This is a genomic window from Ehrlichia muris AS145, from assembly GCF_000508225.1.
Classification (GTDB): domain Bacteria; phylum Pseudomonadota; class Alphaproteobacteria; order Rickettsiales; family Anaplasmataceae; genus Ehrlichia; species Ehrlichia muris.
The window spans coordinates 16,621-37,173 of the sequence record NC_023063.1; the positions used below are offsets into that span (position 1 = coordinate 16,621).

17 protein-coding genes and 2 tRNA genes are annotated in these 20,553 nt (G+C 29.0%); 9 read left to right on the forward strand and 10 right to left on the reverse strand.

Annotation, left to right across the window (positions count from 1 at the left end; translation table 11 throughout):
* Window positions 1–65: 65 nt before the first annotated feature.
* The 6 genes from MR76_RS00065 to MR76_RS00090 all read right to left on the reverse strand — a co-directional run bounded on the left by MR76_RS00065 (window position 66) and on the right by MR76_RS00090 (window position 4,894).
* Window positions 66–1,166: a GTP cyclohydrolase II gene (locus MR76_RS00065; protein ID WP_024071663.1), complete on the reverse strand. Its 1,101-nt coding sequence runs from the start codon at window positions 1,164–1,166 to the stop codon at window positions 66–68.
* Window positions 1,167–1,185: 19 nt separating this feature from the next.
* Window positions 1,186–1,274: transfer RNA gene (locus MR76_RS00070), tRNA-Leu, on the reverse strand.
* 399 nt (window positions 1,275–1,673) lie between these two features.
* Window positions 1,674–2,747: a methyltransferase domain-containing protein gene (locus tag MR76_RS00075; RefSeq protein ID WP_024071664.1), complete on the reverse strand. Its 1,074-nt coding sequence runs from the start codon at window positions 2,745–2,747 to the stop codon at window positions 1,674–1,676.
* A gap of 74 nt (window positions 2,748–2,821) precedes the next feature.
* Window positions 2,822–3,298 (reverse strand): BAR domain-containing protein, encoded by a 477-nt coding sequence (locus tag MR76_RS00080; RefSeq protein WP_044171385.1) that lies wholly within the window; start codon window positions 3,296–3,298, stop codon window positions 2,822–2,824.
* A gap of 83 nt (window positions 3,299–3,381) precedes the next feature.
* Window positions 3,382–4,188, reverse strand: a complete 807-nt coding sequence (gene dapF, locus MR76_RS00085; protein WP_024071666.1) for a diaminopimelate epimerase — start codon at window positions 4,186–4,188, stop codon at window positions 3,382–3,384.
* 274 nt (window positions 4,189–4,462) lie between these two features.
* Window positions 4,463–4,894: a hypothetical protein gene (locus MR76_RS00090; protein ID WP_024071667.1), complete on the reverse strand. Its 432-nt coding sequence runs from the start codon at window positions 4,892–4,894 to the stop codon at window positions 4,463–4,465.
* 744 nt (window positions 4,895–5,638) lie between these two features.
* On the opposite strand from MR76_RS00090, the gene MR76_RS00095 reads away from it, so the two are divergent.
* Entirely contained in the window at window positions 5,639–6,823 is a 1,185-nt protein-coding gene (locus MR76_RS00095; RefSeq protein WP_024071668.1) for a phosphoglycerate kinase, read from the forward strand.
* A 383-nt stretch (window positions 6,824–7,206) separates the two neighbouring features.
* Here MR76_RS00095 and xseA read toward each other — a convergent pair whose 3' ends face one another.
* Complete coding sequence (gene xseA, locus MR76_RS00100) at window positions 7,207–8,373, reverse strand: exodeoxyribonuclease VII large subunit (protein ID WP_024071669.1); 1,167 nt, start codon at window positions 8,371–8,373, stop codon at window positions 7,207–7,209.
* Window positions 8,370–9,038 (reverse strand): zinc-ribbon domain-containing protein, encoded by a 669-nt coding sequence (locus MR76_RS00105; RefSeq protein ID WP_024071670.1) that lies wholly within the window; start codon window positions 9,036–9,038, stop codon window positions 8,370–8,372. Before MR76_RS00105 ends, xseA begins: the two co-directional genes overlap by 4 nt.
* A 204-nt stretch (window positions 9,039–9,242) precedes the next feature.
* Here MR76_RS00105 and dapD point away from each other — a divergent pair, with 204 nt between their 5' ends.
* Together dapD and mnmE are read left to right on the forward strand one after the other, a co-directional pair.
* Window positions 9,243–10,082 carry a 2,3,4,5-tetrahydropyridine-2,6-dicarboxylate N-succinyltransferase gene (gene dapD, locus MR76_RS00110; protein WP_044171388.1) on the forward strand — a complete coding sequence of 280 codons (840 nt, stop codon included), beginning with the start codon at window positions 9,243–9,245 and terminating at the stop codon, window positions 10,080–10,082.
* Between the two features lie 378 nt (window positions 10,083–10,460).
* A complete protein-coding gene (gene mnmE / locus MR76_RS00115) occupies window positions 10,461–11,780 on the forward strand; it encodes a tRNA uridine-5-carboxymethylaminomethyl(34) synthesis GTPase MnmE (RefSeq protein WP_024071672.1) in 1,320 nt (439 codons plus the stop codon).
* A gap of 186 nt (window positions 11,781–11,966) precedes the next feature.
* Here the strand turns inward: mnmE and MR76_RS00120 are convergent, their stop codons facing one another.
* Entirely contained in the window at window positions 11,967–12,518 is a 552-nt protein-coding gene (locus MR76_RS00120; RefSeq protein WP_024071673.1) for a phosphopantothenoylcysteine decarboxylase, read from the reverse strand.
* Between the two features lie 107 nt (window positions 12,519–12,625).
* Between MR76_RS00120 and MR76_RS00125 the strand changes: the two genes are divergently transcribed.
* On the forward strand, window positions 12,626–14,665 hold the full coding sequence (locus MR76_RS00125; protein WP_024071674.1) for an ATP-dependent DNA helicase RecG: 2,040 nt from the start codon (window positions 12,626–12,628) through the stop codon (window positions 14,663–14,665).
* Between the two features lie 830 nt (window positions 14,666–15,495).
* Window positions 15,496–16,458 carry a complex I NDUFA9 subunit family protein gene (locus MR76_RS00130; protein WP_024071675.1) on the forward strand — a complete coding sequence of 321 codons (963 nt, stop codon included), beginning with the start codon at window positions 15,496–15,498 and terminating at the stop codon, window positions 16,456–16,458.
* Window positions 16,459–16,571: 113 nt separating this feature from the next.
* On the opposite strand, the gene MR76_RS00135 is transcribed toward MR76_RS00130, so the two are convergent.
* The gene (locus MR76_RS00135) at window positions 16,572–17,030 is read right to left on the reverse strand and encodes a TraR/DksA family transcriptional regulator (RefSeq protein ID WP_024071676.1); all 459 of its coding nucleotides are present in this window, start codon (window positions 17,028–17,030) and stop codon (window positions 16,572–16,574) included.
* A gap of 109 nt (window positions 17,031–17,139) precedes the next feature.
* Between MR76_RS00135 and MR76_RS00140 the strand changes: the two genes are divergently transcribed.
* From MR76_RS00140 to MR76_RS00155, 4 genes are all read left to right on the forward strand, one after another.
* A complete protein-coding gene (locus tag MR76_RS00140; RefSeq protein ID WP_024071677.1) occupies window positions 17,140–17,802 on the forward strand; it encodes a heme exporter protein CcmB in 663 nt (220 codons plus the stop codon).
* A 469-nt stretch (window positions 17,803–18,271) separates the two neighbouring features.
* Window positions 18,272–18,345, forward strand: a tRNA-Val gene (locus tag MR76_RS00145).
* Between the two features lie 28 nt (window positions 18,346–18,373).
* Window positions 18,374–19,294, forward strand: coding sequence for a cation diffusion facilitator family transporter (locus MR76_RS00150; protein WP_024071678.1), 921 nt, complete (start codon window positions 18,374–18,376; stop codon window positions 19,292–19,294).
* Window positions 19,295–19,662: 368 nt separating this feature from the next.
* Window positions 19,663–20,292 carry an MlaC/ttg2D family ABC transporter substrate-binding protein gene (locus tag MR76_RS00155; RefSeq protein ID WP_024071679.1) on the forward strand — a complete coding sequence of 210 codons (630 nt, stop codon included), beginning with the start codon at window positions 19,663–19,665 and terminating at the stop codon, window positions 20,290–20,292.
* Window positions 20,293–20,553 lie beyond the last annotated feature (261 nt).

Here is a 20,553-nt window from a genome sequence, read left to right on the forward strand (position 1 = left end):
GTGTATACCTTATTTATTTACATCAGATTAACATTAGTATGTAAAAGTAGCATAAAAAAACACTTCTAGCAAACATGACCTAATCTTTTAGCTTTAGTATTGATATAATTAATATTATGTTGGTTTGTGTCAACAAAAATAGGTAATATTTTTGTGATTTGTATGCCATTATTTTGAATTTCTGAAATTTTGTTTGGATTGTTTGTAAGTAATTGTAGTCTTGAAATTCCCAATTTCTGTAGTATTTTTATGGCTGGAATAAATACTCTTTCGTCATCTTCAAATCCGAAGAACCTGTTAGCATCTACAGTATCGAAATTGTGCTTAATTTGCAATTGATATGTTCTTATTTTATTAGCCAGCCCTATACCACGACCGTCTTGAGCTAAGTATAAAATTATTCCACCTTTATTTTCTATCATTAGTTTTATAGCTGTATGCAATTGGCATCTACAATCACAAGATAAACTATTCAGTAAGTCACCAGTATAACATGAAGAATGAATCCTAATAATAGGGTTGTTATAATCTGGATTTCCTATAATGATTGCATAGTGTTCAAGCTCTCCAGTATGTGATCTATACACATTTATTTGAGCGTTAGGACAGTCTTTTAAAAACAAAGGAGAACTACATACTTCTTGAATTTCATATTCTTCATTATAGTTATCAATTATTTCTTGTTTTATAGGTGTTATGTTATTTTTAGTACACCATTCTAGTATGTTAGAACTGCTGATATCAATCGCAATTGCTGAAGGTAATAGCTTTGCTAGTTTTATTAGAGAGATAGCAGTTTTATCTAAGGGATTTGTACTTATAATGAGATTATCAATGGCAAAATACTCTCTGTTATGAAATTCTTGGCCTATTAGTAGAGAAGATATATATTCTAGATCATGAGATTCTTTGATTTTAATCCTAGAGAGTTGATTTCCTGAGGATTGAAAGATGAAATTTAACCTGTTACCGGTTACTAATATGTTAATATCTTTAAAATGTTTTTTTAGTGTGCTTAATAATGGATGATCTACTAATTCACTAGGAAAAATTAATAAATTATTATTGCTATTATATAGTAATACTGGGATACCACACCTTAATTCTGTAATAGATTTTTTTGTAATATACTTGTTGGAGTGAAAGCTGTTAAATAAATTTTCCATATTGTGCTCAAATATTACATGGTGCGGTTGAGAAGACTCGAACTTCCAAGGTCTTTATCAAACCACAGCGACCTCAACGCTGCGTGTCTACCATTCCACCACAACCGCGGTGTTATAACCTTTAATCCTAAATAAATTTACTGTGCATGTCAACATAACTTGTTAACCATAAATTAATAGTTTTTTGATTTTAAAAAGACATTACATACATATACAATACCTATTATAATTGGAATTGAATTTATTGTAAAAGAATTTATTCTTAATGTAAGCTAACTATTGCTTTGTTAATAAAGTATTATGTGGAATAGTAAGCTTTTTTAGTCTTTTGGAAATATCTAGAAATGAATGTAATGTTGATAGCTACAAGGTTAATTAATATAGATTTGTTATAATGATAAACTGTAATTATAGGTAAGCTATACATACATTTATAACTTTGAATTAATGTAATAATTTTTCTTTAATCTTAAGATGTTTGTATTGGCTAATTATATAATAATGCTGTTAATTCTTACTACTGGTGTGAGATTGTGCTACGAAAAGTACTCCTTCAACTTGTGATCCATATATTTTACAATAACTGGAATAACTACACTGTAACCCTGATTCTGTAATGGATGATTTTATGTACTCATCTGAATGACAGAAGAAATCTCCTTCGTTGATAAATTGAAATCCTGATCCTTTCTTTCTTCTTGTAAGCCCAATAATGATACCATTTACATCTAGCATTGGTTTCAATAATTTAAAAATAGGATTTAGGCTACCAGTGTACTGCAGTACTTCTGTTAAGATGATAACATCATATTTTTTCTTATCTTGATTTTTCTTTAGAAAATCAAAAATATTTATATTTATTAGTTCATTGTAAGCTTGTTTTCCATTTACAAAACAACCTCTTGCTATATTGATCATTTTGTTTGATAAATCGATACCTGTTATATGGTTACCTATACTCTTCATTTTTAGAAATTGACCACATATACCAGTACCGCATCCTAGGTCTAAGATATTCAAATGTGAGGATTCATCCCCGAAAAAGTTTATTATTAAAGATTTGACATATTCGTGAGCTTTGTATTGTTTTGCTATGAGCCAATGCTCCACAAAATGTTCACTAGTGTAATCAAAATATTGCTTTATGATATTTTCAGGTACATATACAATATTTGCTGGATTTGTTATTTTGTTTAAGTAATATAACGCATCTGCATAATTGTTGTCTAATTCTATTGCCCGTATAAAATTTTGTTGTGCTTTATTTAAGTTTTGTAGAACAAAGTAACATCTTCCAAGGTTATAGTATACTATTGATAATTTAGGTTTAAGGATACTGATAAGGCGAAATCTGAATTTTGCATCTGATATATTTCCTTTGTAAAAATGATATAGACCAAGGTCGATATTAGTTTCAAGTAAATTTTTTAGTTTGTTTTGTAATAGAATAGCTTCATTTTGTATAGAAATGATTTTGTCTTTTATGAATTGAGAAATATCCTGTAGTTTTGGTATAGCTTTGTTAACATTCACTATTAAAGACGATATATTACGCTTTGTTATGAAGAAATTACTTTTCATACACCACTCGTCAAATTTTTGTTTGATACTAATATAGCATAAATATGTTATAATGAATAAACATAAACATATTCTTAAATCGGTAAGATAAAGTTTTCATATAGCTTTTTATGATGCTCTATTGATTTAATTATGATGCCAGTATTATGGGCAAGATCCTGATACATCTCATATTTATTATTTAATTTGTTTTTACAAAATATATGCTTCAGAAATTCTGAATGCATATGTAATATTATAAAATGTATTATACGTACATCTATAAGTCGAGAAATTACATTATTAAAGGCTTTAAGATTTTTTCCTGTGATTTTTGATAATAAAAATAGCATTAACTTAATGTTAAAATGAATTAATATCATTATATATATTATACAACATAGCACTACACTCAAGCAGCCAATCATTACAGCACGCAAATAGCTAGATTCCTCTTGATCTAATAAAAGAACTCCTGTTGCACAAAGTACTTTTATTTTATGGTATAGTGCTATTATAGGTGCAAAACAAAGGACTAAGACTCCATTCATGTTTGCTTCTTTTAGTTTCATAAAAACTCATTTATTATTGTTTGTATTGTAACATAACTACATACTATATGAAAGTTTATTGATTTCAGAAAGTAGGCAGTAACTTATTGGACATAATAAATACCATTAAATACATATGATACCATTCCTTCCATTAAAATAGTATTATCACTCTGGTATGATATTAATAAATTGCCACCTTGTAGGTATATAGTTGCTGTGTTATCAGTGTACTGACGTCTTATTGCTGCAGCTAATGCTGCACATGCACCACTACCACATGAAGCTGTTTCTCCAGTTCCACGTTCCCAAACTCTAAGCTTAATTTTGTCTCTAGACACAATTTCTGCAATACTGATGTTTGCTTTTTTAGGGAAAAAGTGATGATTTTCTAATTTCGGTCCTAGTTTATCTAGTGGAATTGTTTCTATAGAGTCAACGAAGAATATTACATGGGGATTTCCTACGTTTACTCCTACAGGATCACTTAACATTTCTAATTCTATAGGTAAGTGTAAAGTATCACATTCTTGAGATGTAGGTATATCTGTCCAATGGAATCTAGCTGTTCCTATGTTAACTTGTACGCTATTTTCTGATGTTCTTAAACATGATAATATACGGTCAGATAGTTCAATTGTTACGTTCTTATTTTGTGTTTCGTTACTTAATAAATAACCTATACACCTTGCAGCATTTCCACATATTTCAACTTTGCTGCCATCTGCATTATATATGCACATGAAACAATCAGCTTTTTTAGATTCTGTTATAACAATGATTTGATCGCAGCCAATCCCTGTTTTCCTGTTAGCAATCGCTTTATAGTTAATGTTATTATAAGATCTTTTTCTACAATCTATAATTACAAAATCATTAGATGTACCATGCATTTTTATAAAATCTATCATCATAATACTAAAGGAGAATGGTAATGTAATTATTGTGATCAATTTTAACAAATTTTCAAATACTTATTTTTTGTTGAATAAGGTGTTGTTTGATAAATACTGACCACTGTCTAATTGTGTGCAAGAATGTATTGGTTTTATTAGGTATACCAATGTTGTTGGGACTATTATATATTTAAAAATATGAATAATCTTATAAAATTAATTTTTTTAATAATAGTTGTGTAGAGCAGCAAGTGTTTGACTATCTATAATTTATGTAACAGTATGACAATTATATACTTATGGAACTTTTTAACAGTTGTACTGCTTCTTTGTGTTCGGCAATAAAACTTTCTTCTATGCTTTTTGGAAGTTTTATGTTGAAACTAGAGCTGAAAAATTGAGATATATCCTGTAATCTTGCTATATTATTCTTTTTCTTGCTAATGAATTTGTAAGAAGAAATCCCTTTTAGTATTTCGATATTGAGAAGTTTATTTAATAGTACTGATTCCATTGTTGTATTGATTCTTAATAGTATATTGCTCATGATGTTGTCTTCTGGTAAAGATATGTTGTAATGCTTGGAATATATTGTTATTATATATAAACAGGATATTTGTAATAAGTGTGTTTGTTTGTATTTCTGATTTTTTACTATTTCCCATGTTATTTTAGTAGATTTTGTCTCGTTCTTATTATTTATATATGGAATATCTGACATTTCTTTACCTAAGAGAATCAATTACGACATTATAGATAGTGATAGTTAAATAATATATAATAACAGCATGTGTTTTTAGATTAGTTTTTGATGGATGATGTTATACATCTTTTGTAAGTTTATGTTTACTTAAGTTCTGTTATTTATTACAAGACACTTTATCTAGCTCAATATTTTGGGGTTGTGTATTGTGAAATGATTGTTGATGAATAGCTGTATTTCGTCTTTGAATATTTTATTACACTTAAATTTTAGAGTATTAAATTTATAATTAATCTTATGATAGAAGTTAGGTTCTACTCAAGATATAGATGCTTGTCAAATTTGCCTAAAAATAAATAATTTTTATGTAGTATTGAACATAATGGTTTCTAGCATTGTATGTTCATTAAATGTTTTATTACATTATTAAAGACAGGAAATGTGACGAAGTATTATAACACTTCCCAGTGTTTATTATATGGTATGGTGTAATTTTAATAATTTGCATAATATTAAAAATATTAATATATTTTTTAACAAGTTAATAAATATAAAAGTTTAATATTTTTCCTGTGTATAATATAGTTTAGGACTGTATTCGTTTATATGTTAGTTTTAATGTGTAATATAATGATAGGGTTCTGTGTTACTATAAGAATAAATTTGATTTTGTCGTAAAAAACACTTAGTAAATTTTCTATAGTTGATAAAGATATTTAACTATTTTAGGAGTTTATTAAATTGTTAAACAAGGTAACTTATATGTTAAAGTCCCATGATTTTACTTTTTGTAATATGAAAAAAATACAAGATTTTAGTTGTAGTGGTAAAACGGTGTTACTGCGTGCAGACTTAAATGTCCCAGTAGATAATGGGGTGGTCTTGGATGATACGAGAATTGTTAGATTAACTACAACTATTAAATATTTATTGAGTAATAATGCAAAAATTATAATAATGTCGCATTATGGTCGTCCGAAATCTTACGATAAGGAATTTTCCTTGAAATTTTTGGTTGAGTATTTGAATAAAATATTTGCAACAAATGTAATATTTATAGATGGTGTAGTTGGAGATTATGTAGAACGAATAATACAATCTGCTCCATCAGGGGCTGTATTGCTGCTAGAAAACTTAAGGTTTTATGTAGAAGAAGAAAAAAATGATTTAAATTTTGCGAAACAACTTGCAGTGTTAGCTGATATATATGTTAATGATGCTTTTTCTTGTTTACATCGCAAACATTCTTCTATAGATGCAATTACGAGAGTAATACCTTCTTTTATTGGTTTTAATTTTCAGGAAGAAATGAAATACTTGAATTGTGTTGTTTCAAATAGTGAAAAACCAGTAGCAGTAATAGTTGGTGGTTCAAAGATATCAACAAAAATTCATATGTTGAAAAATTTAATAAAAAAAGTAGATTTTTTGATAGTAGGAGGAGCTATTGCAAATAATTTTTTACTATCACAAGGTTTAAAAATAGGAAAATCATTGTATGAGGAATTGGAAAAGGATCTTGTAACGGAAATTACGGATCTTGCTAAGAGATATGAATGTAAAATTATTGTTCCTGTTGATTATGTAGTAGCTAAAAATTCTATTTATGGAAAAAGTATGATAAAAGACAATGATACTTTAGAGCCTGATGATATCATATTGGATATAGGTCCACAAACTATTAATATAATTGCTGCTACGGTAAATAAATGTAGAACAGTTCTATGGAATGGTCCATGTGGTATGTTTGAAAAGGAATCTTTTTCTAAAGGAACGTTTAGTGTTGCGAACTTATTGTCAAGATTGACTAAAGTAGGAAAGCTTAAAAGTATTGTTGGAGGTGGGGATAGTATATGTGCAATAAAATTATCTGGTCTTTCAAATGAAGACTTTACTTATGTTTCTACAGGAGGAGGAGCTTTATTGCATTTTTTAAGTATTGCATAATTTTAAAGATAATATAAATTCTAAAGGTGTGAGGGTATTGATTAGCACTGGTTGGAATTTATCCTTTTAAAGTATAGTATGTTCTTATAAGTATTTTTTTTATTGTGAATAATGTCGATTTTATATTAAGTTTAATTTCTCCCAGGGAACTTTTTGGTTATAAACATAGATAATGTGTAATTTATGTAAGTCCAGATATTATTTAACAGTAGTTTTGTCATATGATTTTAGAATGTTAAAATATTGGAGTCAGTTAACTGAATTATATAAGAAGTAATTACTTTTTGTAACGTTGTGCAAAGGAACTATAATTAATGATGCAGTTTTAATTGTTAATTAACTTGGTGTTGTCAATATTAATATATTAGAAAAATAGTAAAATCCTATTTTATTATAGCTTCTATTGTTCCATCTTTTAGCTCAATTAATATAGTATCATTTGGTTGTAGTTTTTTTATACTATTAATATGATTAAAATTTTTGTCATATAGTACAACATATCCTGCTTCTAATATTTTTTGTTTATTAAATCTGTTGATTTTACAATATAAATCGCTTAGGGATTTTTTCTTGTTTAATAACAATATTTTTAGTAGTACTTCTATTTTGTTTGTGTATTCAAATAGCTGAAGTTTTAATACTTTAATTTGGTGTTTAGTTTTTATTAAGTTATTGTGTAGGTAAAACAATCGTTCTTTTTTTGTATTTATCTTATAGTGTAACGTTGCTTTTATTTTGTTAAATTTACTGTCTATGAGGTCTATTAATTGAGTTTTTGTTGGTAGGACAATTTCTACTGCAGCTGTAGGTGTAGGGGCACGTATATCTGCTGCGTAATCAATTAAAGTAAAGTCAGTTTCATGTCCGATTGCAGAAATTATAGGAATGCTAGATTTGGCTACTGCTCTTACTATTGATTCGTCATTGAAAATCCACAGATCTTCTATACTACCTCCTCCTCTAGCAATGATTATTACATCTGGTTTGTTTATATCAGAATTATTTAGTTTTGATATTGCGTTTATAATTTGGTGAATAGATTCATTACCTTGTACAGATACTGGAGATATGACTATATGGCTTGGGAAACGACTTTTTACTCTATTGAGTATATCGTTAATCACTGCTCCAGTAGTAGATGTAATCACACCTATAATTTTAGGTAATAAAGGTAAAGGTTTTTTGTTTGATTGATTGAAAAGTCCTTCTTTTTCTAATTTTGCTTTTCTTTGTTCAAGCATTATTTTTAAGTTACCTATTCCGGCTAACAACATTGTTTCTGTTATCAGTTGATACTTTGATTGATAGGTTGTTAAAAATCCAGAGCATATGACTTCTAACCCATTTTTTAGATCAAATTCAATTTTAGTGTTATTCCAACATACTGAATTAAGTACAGCAGCAGAGTCCTTTAGCGTAAAATATGTGTGCCCAGAACTTGGACGTGATAAATTACTAATTTCTCCTCTAACTTTTATGTGAGTAAATGTTTCATGTACGAAATTTTGAAAAATTTTTGTGATTTCACTGACAGTAAACTCTGGTATCATAAAAAGGCAATCTCGAATAAATTTCCTATTTTTATTTGTATACTATCAGTATCTTGTGGTACGTAGTGTATTATGTGTTCAAATTTATAGTCTTGTTTACTAGGAATAATATCAGTTTTGTGTTGGTTTAATTTTTCTGAAGAAATGGCTTTTTTCTGTTTGTTATAAAATACAAAATGTATGCCAGGTATAAATCTTTCGTGATTAGATTGGTTCTTGATAACTCCTTCAACTTTTATTGCAATGTTATTTCTATCGTTTTTTAGGATTTTAACTTCAGAGCTTGCTAACTGTATGTTTGTTGTATCATACATTTCTATTATACGATAAATCTTCCTGATTTTGTATGGTATATTATTTTGAAGCATAACAGAGAGAGAAAATACTAATAATACCATTACAATTATTGATAATATTTTCTTAAAAAGAAAATTACTCTTAGTAGGATTATTCTGTGAAGTGTTATTACTGTCCTGTAAGTTAGGATTAGCTGTGGATTTTTTATCTGTGTATTTTTTTTCAGAATGATCTACAGTTTTATCTTGTGTATGAATGTGTATCCACGTATTACTACAGTTTGTGCATCTAACTTTTTTTCCGCTGGTAGGAAATTTTCTACTGTCTACTCTATAAACTGCATTACAATTTTTGCATTCTATTCGCATTAACACAAGTTTGTTGATATATAATTATCACATATATAGTGTATTATTACAAACATGTCTATAATGTATGTGATTTACAACCTTTGATAATTTTAATTAGGCTAGATATTACAACATGTAAGATAGTTGTAATGGGATAAAATCGTTTGTGTTTTATTGTCTGTGTTGTTAAACTCAAATTTTTTGTAAGAATTGGGTGTAGATATGATGAATGTTTGTGATTTTCAAGAAGTGATAGAGGATGCCTGGAATAATTTAGCTAATCTTTCTGGGAATACTTCAGTTAGAAAAGTTGTTGATGAGATTATGGATCTTTTAGATCAAGGTAAAATCCGCGTATGTGAAAAAATAGAAGGTCAGTGGATAGTGAATGAGTGGGTAAAGAAAGCTATATTACTATGTTTCCGTTTATATGATATGAGCTTTGCAGAAATTAGTAGTACAAATTCAATTCTTGGTAATTTGTGTTGGTTTGATAAGGTACAGTTGAAATTTGGTAAATGGGGTGCTGATGATTTTAAACAAGCAAAGATTAGAGCTGTACCTGGTTCAATGGTTCGTAAATCTGCTTATATTGGGCCTAATGTAGTATTGATGCCTAGTTTTGTGAATGTAGGTGCATATATAGATGAAGGTACTATGATTGATACTTGGGCATCTATTGGAAGTTGTGCTCAAATTGGTAAACATTGTCATATTTCTGGAGGTGCAGGAATAGGTGGTGTATTAGAACCATTAAATTCTAGACCTGTTGTTGTGGAAGATAATTGTTTCATTGGTGCTCGTAGTGAAATTGTTGAAGGGGTAATAATAGGTGAAGGTTCAGTAATTGCTATGGGTGTTTATATTGGAGCTTCTACTAAAATTATCGATAGAGCGTCTGGTGAAGTATTTTATGGAAGAGTTCCTACATATTCTGTAGTAGTACCTGGTTCTTATGGTAGTGGTGATTTATCATTGTATTGTGCTGTTATTGTTAAAAAAGTTGATAATAAAACTAGAAATAAAGTGTCTATCAATGAACTTTTAAGAGATGATTCTTAATACCCAATCCTTAAAATGTTTGTAATTAGAATATTTAGACCGAAAAGACACTTTATAGTGTGCAAGCAGTTTTTGAGTACCTTTAGTCTAAGTATATACTGAATATATATCTAAAGGGCTTGAGTCTATGCTTTTGCATATGAGAAAGTGTAAGCCATACAAAGTATAAAGTGTATATGTTATTGAATGATAATAAGTTAGTTGGTATGCATTAAACAAAAAAAGTTAATGTTCATGCAGTCATTCAGTAACGTACTAACTTTTTATATGTTAGAAAATTTATGCTTTTTAATGAAAGTATAGTTTTCTGTTTATAATATAGTGAATTTTATTTTAATAATGCTAAAATACTAGAGTAATTTCTACTATTTGATAATAATGACTACAGTTTTTGCGTTATGTACTCCATGGGGGAAGTCTGGAGTAGCTGTGATTAGGATCTCTGGTAAAGATGCTGCAAAGGCATTTGTACATTTTGGAATTAGTAATAATATTAAACCAAGAACTGCTACATTTACTCCTTTATACGATAAGAATGGAGAAATAATAGATGAAATTATAGTAGTGTATTTTGTTGCTCCGAATAGCTTCACTGGAGAAGATGTTATTGAATTTCATACTCATGGTAGTCTTGCTGTTATTAAAATGATATTGACTGAGCTTGGAAAAATTTTTATTCCTGCTGGGCCAGGTGAATTTTCTTTGCGTGCTTTTTTAAATAATAAAGTTGATTTGACTAAAGCTGAAGCAATAGTGGATCTTATAAATTCTGAAACAGAAATGCAGGCTAAACAAGCTATAAGGCAAATGTCTGGGGCTTTAGAAAAGTTGTACCAAAGTTGGCGACAACAGTTGATTGATATGTTATCTAATATAGAAGCTTATATTGATTTTCCAGAGGAAGTTAACAGCTCTGCTATAGCTAATATTGCTTATTCATTAAATAATTTGCAGAAGTCTTTAGAAAATCATCTTGATGATGATCGAAGAGGTGAAAGATTACGCCAAGGTATCTATGTTGCAATTGTTGGAGAACCTAATTCTGGCAAATCTACTTTATTTAATCATTTAGCGAAACGAGATATTGCTATTGTTTCTGAATATGCTGGTACTACTAGGGATCCTTTAGAGGCACATATAGATGTGGCTGGATATCCAATTATTATTATCGATACTGCAGGAATTAGAGATAGTAGTGATCCAGTGGAGCAAGAAGGAATCAGGCGTGCAAAGTTAAGAGCTGAAAATGCTGATTTTAAAATAGTGATGCTTCCTTACGAGAAACGAAATGTTTTTAATAGTGAGGTTATGAATTTAATAGACGATAAATCTATCTGCGTTTTGAGTAAAGCTGATGATGTTACAGATCAGAAATTAATGTCTGTTTTTAATTTTAGTTTTGTCCCAATCTCTATGTATTGCAACGCTGGAATTGAAAATTTATTGAACTCAATCAAACATAAAGTAGAAAAAGATTTTCACTCTTGTAGTGCTAACCCTTTTATTACCTCTGAAAGGCAAAGAACGCATATTCAAAATACTTTAAATATTATAAAAACTATGGATTTAAAGTTACCTATGGAGATAATTTCGGAGGACTTAAGATTGTCTGTAAGGGAGTTAGGAAAAGTAGTAGGTGTTATCAGTGATGAGGACATATTAGATAATGTATTCAGTAAATTTTGTATAGGAAAATGATATGTATTTTTCATTATTAATTTGCATATATATAGAATATTTAAATTTGTAGTGTAGTTATGAATATGCACTTATTATGTTCTTTGTAAACTTATTTCAAACTTATAGGAAGTTGTTAAAGTATTTTTAATAGATATTTGAAAATTAGGACAATATGTTCTTGCAGAATTATTACGTTTAGTAATTTTATTCTTTGTCTGTATATTGAGTTTTTTGAAAAATTTCTATAAATGAGACTATCTCTTGAATTTCAGCCATTTTACCTAGACCATGTTCATTGCAGATTGCTAATCCTTCTTTAGGTTCAATAATTACTATATTATCGCTTTTTAAACAGTCAATATTACGTTGATTTGCTTTTGAACCCCACATTACAGGGTTCATGGCTGGAACCATGATAATGGGAATATTTGAAGCAATTAAAACGGTTGTAGCTAGTTCGTCAGCAATGCCGTGTGCTGTTTTTGCTATTATATCTAGTGTTGCTGGTGCTACTAGTAAAATATCTGAATTTCTTGTTAATGATATATGATGCATACTATTATGAACATTAAAAAAATCTGCATCGGTGTATACATGATTTCCAGATAATGATGCTATTGATAGCGGGGTAACAAACCTTTCTCCAGATTTACTTATTAGGCCAGTAACTGTGTGATTATTTTCCTGTAATTTTCTTATCAGATCTAAAGATTTGTATGCTGCTATACTTCCTGATATTATTAGTAAAATTTTCATAGGATAAAATTAGGTAAACATTCAATTTATATCATATATTTTTGTATATTCAAAGTTTAATATTTATAATAACTTGATGTATTAGTTTAATATGGGATTGTAGTTTAATGTGCAACTTAAGCATATTTTCTAGTATATATATGTTACCAGGTGTTAATACTATAGTAGGTAATTTATTAAAAAAGTTATGTGGTGGTGATAAAATTATAAATTTGTTATTTCATATACCACAAAGTTATGTTGACAGAAGGACTGGATTATCTGAAGATGCTGTAGGTAAAATTGTAACTTTTACTGGTACTGTTAAATCCCATAGTTTTATTGGTGGGAGAAGAAAACCCCAGTATAAAATTATACTTAATACATGTATTGGTGAAATATCATTAATTTTTTTTAATTACTCATTAAAGTATTTGAGGAGTGTGTTAAAAGTAGGTTCAGCATGTGTAGTAAGTGGTACCTTGGTAAGGTTTTTTGGATGTTTGCAGATTACACATCCGGATTATATTGTAACAGATATTAAAAAATTTCAGGATATTAGTATTATAGAACCTATTTATCCACTAATTAGAGGACTAACTTCTAAAAGAATTTCAAAGTTAGTAAAGCTCAGTGTAAAGTTGTTGCCTGATTTTCCAGAGTGGATAGATAAAAAATTGTTAAGACAGAATAAGTGGGATAGCTGGAAGGAAAGTTTAATAAAGATACATCATCCAGATATACTTGAAACTGTATCTTTACATAGGGTAAGATTAGCATATGATGAGCTATTGAGTCATCAAATCTCTATAAAGATGACAAGGAAATTTGATTGTCAGCAAGGTATCTCTATTGTAAGTAAGCAGATATACCACAATGATATTTTAAATAAACTACCTTTTAAGTTAACAACAGGGCAGGAAGAAGTAATATCTGAGATTACAAAGAGCCAGGCATCAGAAAATAGGATGGTAAAACTATTGATAGGAGATGTGGGTAGTGGAAAAACAGTAGTAGCTTTATTTGCTATTTTAAATGTTATAGAAAATGGAGGTCAGGTAGCTTTTATGGCTCCTACCGAAATATTAGCAGAACAACATTATCGTTGGATGCAAGAAATACTGTCTGATATTCCAGTGAATATTGAGTTGTTAACAAGCAAAGTGAAAAGGAAACAGAATATTAGAAAAAAATTGCAATTTGGTGAATGTGAAATAATTGTTGGAACTCATGCTTTGTTTCAAGATAGTGTTGATTTTAGCAATCTTAACTTAATTATCATTGATGAACAGCAAAGATTTGGAGTCTTACAAAGAATGAGGCTAATTAATAAGGGTAATACGGCTGATGTTCTTTTTATGACAGCTACGCCTATTCCAAGAACATTAGAACAAGTAGTGTATGGAGATATAGATTGTTTAAGGCTTAAAGATAAGCCTCATAATAGATTGCCTATACATACTAGTATTGTAAACATTGAAAGATTATCTGAAGTTGTATCAAAGTTGCAACTGGCTTTACAAGAAGGTAATAAGGCATATTGGATTTGTCCTTATATTGAAGATTCAGAATTAGTAGATATTGCAGCAGCTGAGAAACGTTTTTCTACTTTAAAAGAAGTGTTTGGCAAGGAAGTAGGTTTGGTACATAGTCGTTTGTCTAAAGTTGAAAAAGATGAAGTTATGGTCTCTTTTTATAATGGTAATATTAAGTTGTTAGTTGCGACTACTGTAATAGAGGTAGGAGTTGATGTGCCTGATGCTACTATAATTATTATAGAGAATGCTGAACAATTCGGTCTATCACAGCTTCATCAATTACGTGGTAGAGTTGGCCGTGGTGATAAAGCTTCATTCTGTATTTTGTTGCATGGAAATATGCTGAGTAAGATTGCCTATAAAAAGCTGTGTATATTGCGTAAATTTCAGGATGGATTTTACATAGCTGAACAAGATTTATTGTTACGTGGTAGTGGAGATATTTTAGGAGTAAAACAGTCAGGGTTATCAAATTTTAAATTTGCAGATATTTATAGAGATCAATCTCTTGTTTCTATTGCTACTAAGCAAGCAGAAGAGATTCTTAATATGAGTAAGACAGAATTAGATGATCATTTAACTCAGTTATTGTACATGTTTGGTTATGAGACTTCTGTTATAAATTATTGATATATATTTTTCATTGTTAACAAAGTTGTCTGTATAGGTAAAAGATTTTTATAAGTTTTAAATTTGCAGATATTTATAGAGATCAATCTCTTGTTTCTATTGCTACTAAGCAAGCAGAAGAGATTCTTAATATGAGTAAGACAGAATTAGATGATCATTTAACTCAGTTATTGTATATGGTTGGTTATGAGACTTCTGTTATAAATTATTGATATATATTTTTCATTGTTAACAAAGTTGTCTGTATAGGTAAAAGATTTTTATAAGTTTTAAATTTGCAGATATTTATAGAGATCAATCTCTTGTTTCTATTGCTACTAAGCAAGCAGAAGAGATTCTTAATATGAGTAAGACAGAATTAGATGATCATTTAACTCAGTTATTGTACATGTTTGGTTATGAGACTTCTGTTATAAATTATTGACGAATAGTTTTCATTTTTAACAGAATTGTTTGTGTAGGTGAGAAATTTTTATAAATTTTGAGTATTCTTAAGGAAGCAATTCTAAATAAAAGTTTCAGTATTATGAAAGATTTGAGTTAGTACGTTATACGTTGAGTGATGTCTATGGGTTTCTTGCTTTTTAAGAAATGGTCTTTTTATTAGATGTAGATAGTTATCTACTTATGAATAATACCAATTTTATTTTTTGTGGTTTTTGATATTATATAAACAGTGCAATTGTGAAGAATTGTATAGGAGTTTATAATTTTGCTTGTATAAAAATGTTGATTTGAGTGCAAGTTGTTTTTTTAAAGCTTTTATATAAAAAGACTATAAGTTATCTCTGTAATATAATTGTTGTTACGTGTAAGGTTGAGGTATTAACATGTCTATAAAGCGTGTCATTATGTTTGGAGGGAGTGGTTTTATCGGTAGATACTTAGTAAAATACTTTGCTGATCATGGGTATATGATTAGAGTTGTTACTAGATATCCAGAGAAAGCAAAGCAGTTGAAATTATGTGGAAATTTGGGACAAATAGAAATTATAGAGGGCAATATTGCTAACAGGGAGGAGATAATAGAGCATATACGTGATTGTAATATTGTTATAAATTTACTTGGTACTTTATATAGTATAAAGAAATCTACTTTTTATGATATACATGTTAGAGCAGCAGAAAATATAGCTAAAGCTGCAAAAAGTTGTAATGTGAAGTTAATGATACATTTTTCAGTGATGGGAATTACTGAAATACAAAAATCTGATTATGCAAAAAGTAAATTAATGGGGGAAAGTCTTGTAAAGTCAGCTTTTCCTGATGCAGTGATTATAAGGCCTAATCTAGTTTTTGGTCCAGAAGATAAGTTTTTTAATAAGTTTGCACAATTATCAATGATTTGTCCATTTTTGCCAGTTGTAGGGGGTGGACGTGCAGTTTTTCAACCTATTTATGTTGATGATCTTGCTAAATTTGTATTTCATGTTGTTGAAAGCTCAGTTACAAGTAAATTGTATAATGTTTGTGGGCCTTATACTTATTCATTTAAAGAGTTATTAAGTTTTATTCTAAGCGTTACGAATAGAAAAAGTAAACTTATTAATATTCCTTTTAGTATAGCAAATGGATTAGCTTTTTTTTGTGAACTGAAAATTGTTTCTGTTTTTTTAAAGCTTATTACTGGGACTACAGATCCAATTTTAACAAGAGATCAGATAAAATTTATTAGAGATATGACTGAGTCTCATGATATATATCCTATAGATAGCTTAAAAAATATGGGAATAAAATTTTCATCTATTGAGGATGTAGTCCCTAAATATTTACAGATTTATAAGAATTTTTAATTTTATACCCATATGTAAACTAGATTGCATATAACTTTTAGAATGTATAAAATAGCCTATTCTTGATCATTCATGCAAAATTCTAATGTTGTAGCTGCAGGTTAAATTTACGTTTAATTGTCATTTAAGAAATTATTGCTGTAATCATTTTCTTGATCATTACTATAAAGTTTTTGTTGTTTTTCTCGCCTTTCTTGTTCTTCTATAGAGTATAATGTGATTGGATTTGCTTCAAGTCTTGCAATGCCAATCTTTTCCCCTGTTTCTTCACAATAACCATATAATCCATCATCTATTCTTTGGATAGCTTTATTTATTTCTATTATTAGTGCATCATTTCTTTTCCTGGTATTTAAAATTAGTACGATATTATGTTCTCTTGTTGCCATATCTGTTAAATCTGCATCAGCTTGTGGTTGTAATAATTCTGTATCTAATTCTTCAGACTCTTTCTGTAATACCTTGCGCCATTTAAGCAGTTTTTGTCGGAAGTATTCTAATTGTTTGTGATTCATGTAATTGCTGTCATCTTCATCTTCAGGGAATTCAGTATTATAGTTTTTTTTCAACATTTGTATTCCTATTTGTGATACAACTAGAAATAATTTAAATATAGTTGATTAAGAATTCATGTATGATATGTGATATAATAACAATGTTTTTATCAGTTGTGAGCTGAATATGAGCAATAGTAGCATGTTGATGCATGAATTAAAGTTATTAATAAGTAGGAAAGGTAATCTTTTAAATACAATTATTCTTTTTATATTAATAGTTAGTACTGCATTATTTACTATGAAGAATGCTGGAATAGCAGAAGCTCTGCCAACTATTTTATGGATTTGTAGTATTTCTACTATGCATATGTCTATGTGTAATTTGTTTGACAATGATTATGCCAATGGATCTTTAGAACAAATGTTGATACAAGATAGTATGGTAGAATTAGTGATATTTTTTAAAATTTTGTCACATTGGATTTGTATAGGGATACCAGTAAGTATCATTTCTACGTTCATAGATTTTGTAATTCTAGAGAGTGGAATATATGCTACTTTAGGGTTAGGTTTATCTTTAGGAATTAGCTTACTAGTCATTAGCTTTATATCAGCTGTAGGGGATACTTTAGTATTGGGAAAAAGTGCTGGTGTTATAATAGCACAGATTTTGACATTGCCTATTATGATTCCAGTATTAGTATATTTTAGTCTTGTATTTGACGGTTTAAGAAATGGTTTATATGGGGCAGATTTAATGTTACTTGGATTAATTATTGTGGTGTTAATACCTATCAGTGTGATGTTTGTATCATTTGCGATTAGGCTTGCTGTTGAGCATGATTAACTCTTATAAGATGTTTCTCATTGGTGGTTGACAGTCTGATGAATAGTTCATATAAGAAAAATCTAATGTCATTTTGATTCTTATTGCTCAGCTGGTTTCTATCAATCATGTACGGTTGACTTTTACAAGATATTCCTTATGCTGTTGAGCATGATTAACTCTTATAAGATGTTTCTCATTGGTGGTTGACAGTCTGATGAATAATTCATATAAGAAAAATCTAATGTCATTTTGATTCTTATTGCTCAGCTGGTTTCTATCAATCATGTACGGTTGACTTTTACAAGATATTCCTTATGCTGTTGAGCATGATTAACTCTTATAAGATGTTTCTCATTGGTGGTTGACAGTCTGATGAATAATTCATATAAGAAAAATCTAATGTCATTTTGATTCTTATTGCTCAGCTGGTTTCTATCAATCATGTACGGTTGACTTTTACAAGATATTCCTTATTATGTTAATGGCTGGGTAATTAGCTCATTTGGTTAGAGCACTTGCTTGACGTGCAAGAGGTGACTGGTTCGAATCCGGTATTGCCCACCGAATCTGACATAAATTTGGTGATAAAATGTCGCTTATTCATAAAAGTAAGCCTTCCAGCCATGAGAATAAGCTAATATATGCTATCCTTATTATAATTATTACTATGGTTATAGAAGTAGTTGGGGGGATAATATCGAATTCTTTAGCATTGCTTTCGGATGCTGGACATATGTTTACTGATTTTATTTCTTTGTTGTTGAGTTGGTTGGCTTATAAAGTTGCTATGAGAAAGTCAGATTCATGTCGTTCCTATGGTTATCATCGGTTTCAAGTTGTTGCTGCTTTTATTAATGGACTGACTTTATTTGGTATAGCCATTTTGATAATTTTAGAATCAATAAAACGCTTTTTTTCTCCAGAGAAAGTTTGCTGGGAAATTATGATATCTGTTGCAGTGTTAGGGTTAATAGCAAATGTTGTATCGTTTTTTCTATTGTATAGGAAAAATGAGAACAATTTGAACCTGAAAAGTGCAGTTCTACATGTTGTTGGTGATTTATTAGGGTCTGTTGCAGCAATTGTTGCTTCTGTTGTGATTATGTTTACTTCATGGCAGGTGGTGGATCCTCTTTTATCAGTGTTTGTCAGTATTATAATACTTGGTGGTGCATATAGGATCATTAAAAATTCTGGTCATATTTTACTTGAAGGTACTCCAGATAATATGAGCCCAGATAAGATTAGAAAAGCTGTTTGTGAAAACATTACTGAAGTTTTAGATGTTCATCATATTCATATTTGGTCGTTGACTACAGATCATCCAATTATGACAATGCATGTTAAACTCAATAAAGCAGCTGTAACTGATGATTTAAAATATAGTCAGATTTTAGTGTCTATAAAAAAGTTGCTGAGCAAAGATTTTGGTATTGTCCATGTTACTATCGAAGCTGAATATGATAATTGTGCTGATGATAGTGTTATGATTGAAGCAGCTCATAATTAATGAGTGGGACTATATATGAGTTTTATTATAATTAAGGATTTATTTTCTGATAATTATTTAGCTAGATGATTCCTAATTCTTAACCATAATAAAAATAGGTAAGCTTAATGCTTCTTTAGCTTGATTTTTTGCATAATGATAGTAATTTTTGTATTGTCCATATATGTGAATATTGAGTATGACAACATAACATTAAATATATATTTATTAGTTTGTGTTATGTTCTATTGCATATGGCCTGTAGTAATCATTAGTAATTGATACTTAAGGATTGATTATGAAGTGATGGTATATGTGTGTTGATGCATTGCAGTTAATAGTAAGATAAGCAGCCTTATTTATATATAGTATAAATTAAGTAGGTTGAAATGATTAATAGTTCTATATGTAGATTATTTTTTCTTAGTTTGTTTTTTATGTGTAGCGGTGCTTTTGCCTATGATGATACTGAAGCATGTAGAGAACATATTAGGCCATGCTATTTTATTATTACATTAAAAAATCAGATTGAAATTACTATCCAAGAGATTCAAAATAAAGCTGAAATGTATTCCAGTATTCAATCCATAATTGATAGAGTGCTTAATATAAAAGATATTTCAAAGTTTGTTGCAGGATCATATTGGAACACTATGTCTACTGATGAACAGGAAAAGTTTGTTAATGAATATAGTCAATATATTAAACGAATGTACAGTAAGCAACTATGTAAGTATTCTGTTTATAATATGAATATTCTGTCTGTTAAGAACCCAAAAAAAGATCATTACTTGATTAATACTAGGTTATCAAATGAAAGAGATATTAGTAATTTTGTAATAGTTGAATTTAAGTTAAGTAATATAGAGGGTAGATTTCTATTATCTGATATAAGAATTAATAATGCAATTAGTTTTGCTATAATTCAGCGTTCTATGATTAAAAATATGATAAGTAAACAAGGTGTTGATGGAATGATATCTTATTTTCAGTCAGAGAATGCTTCTGCTAAGTATTAATTTGATTCTGTGATATAAATTAAAAGTAATATTGATTGAGTTGTTGTGTTTACAACTAGAATTATGTGTTGCTTAAACTATTCAGAGTAATAATCACCTATAATCTTAGGTGTTTTAATTTTAACAGTAAACATTTTTATGTCTACTTGAGGCAGCTAAATCTATAACAGATACCTTTGTTTTAATGATGTTTAGTGTGAAAGTTTTATTAATTAAAAACAAACTTAACAATGCTCTAAAGTCTGTATTTTTGATAAGCTT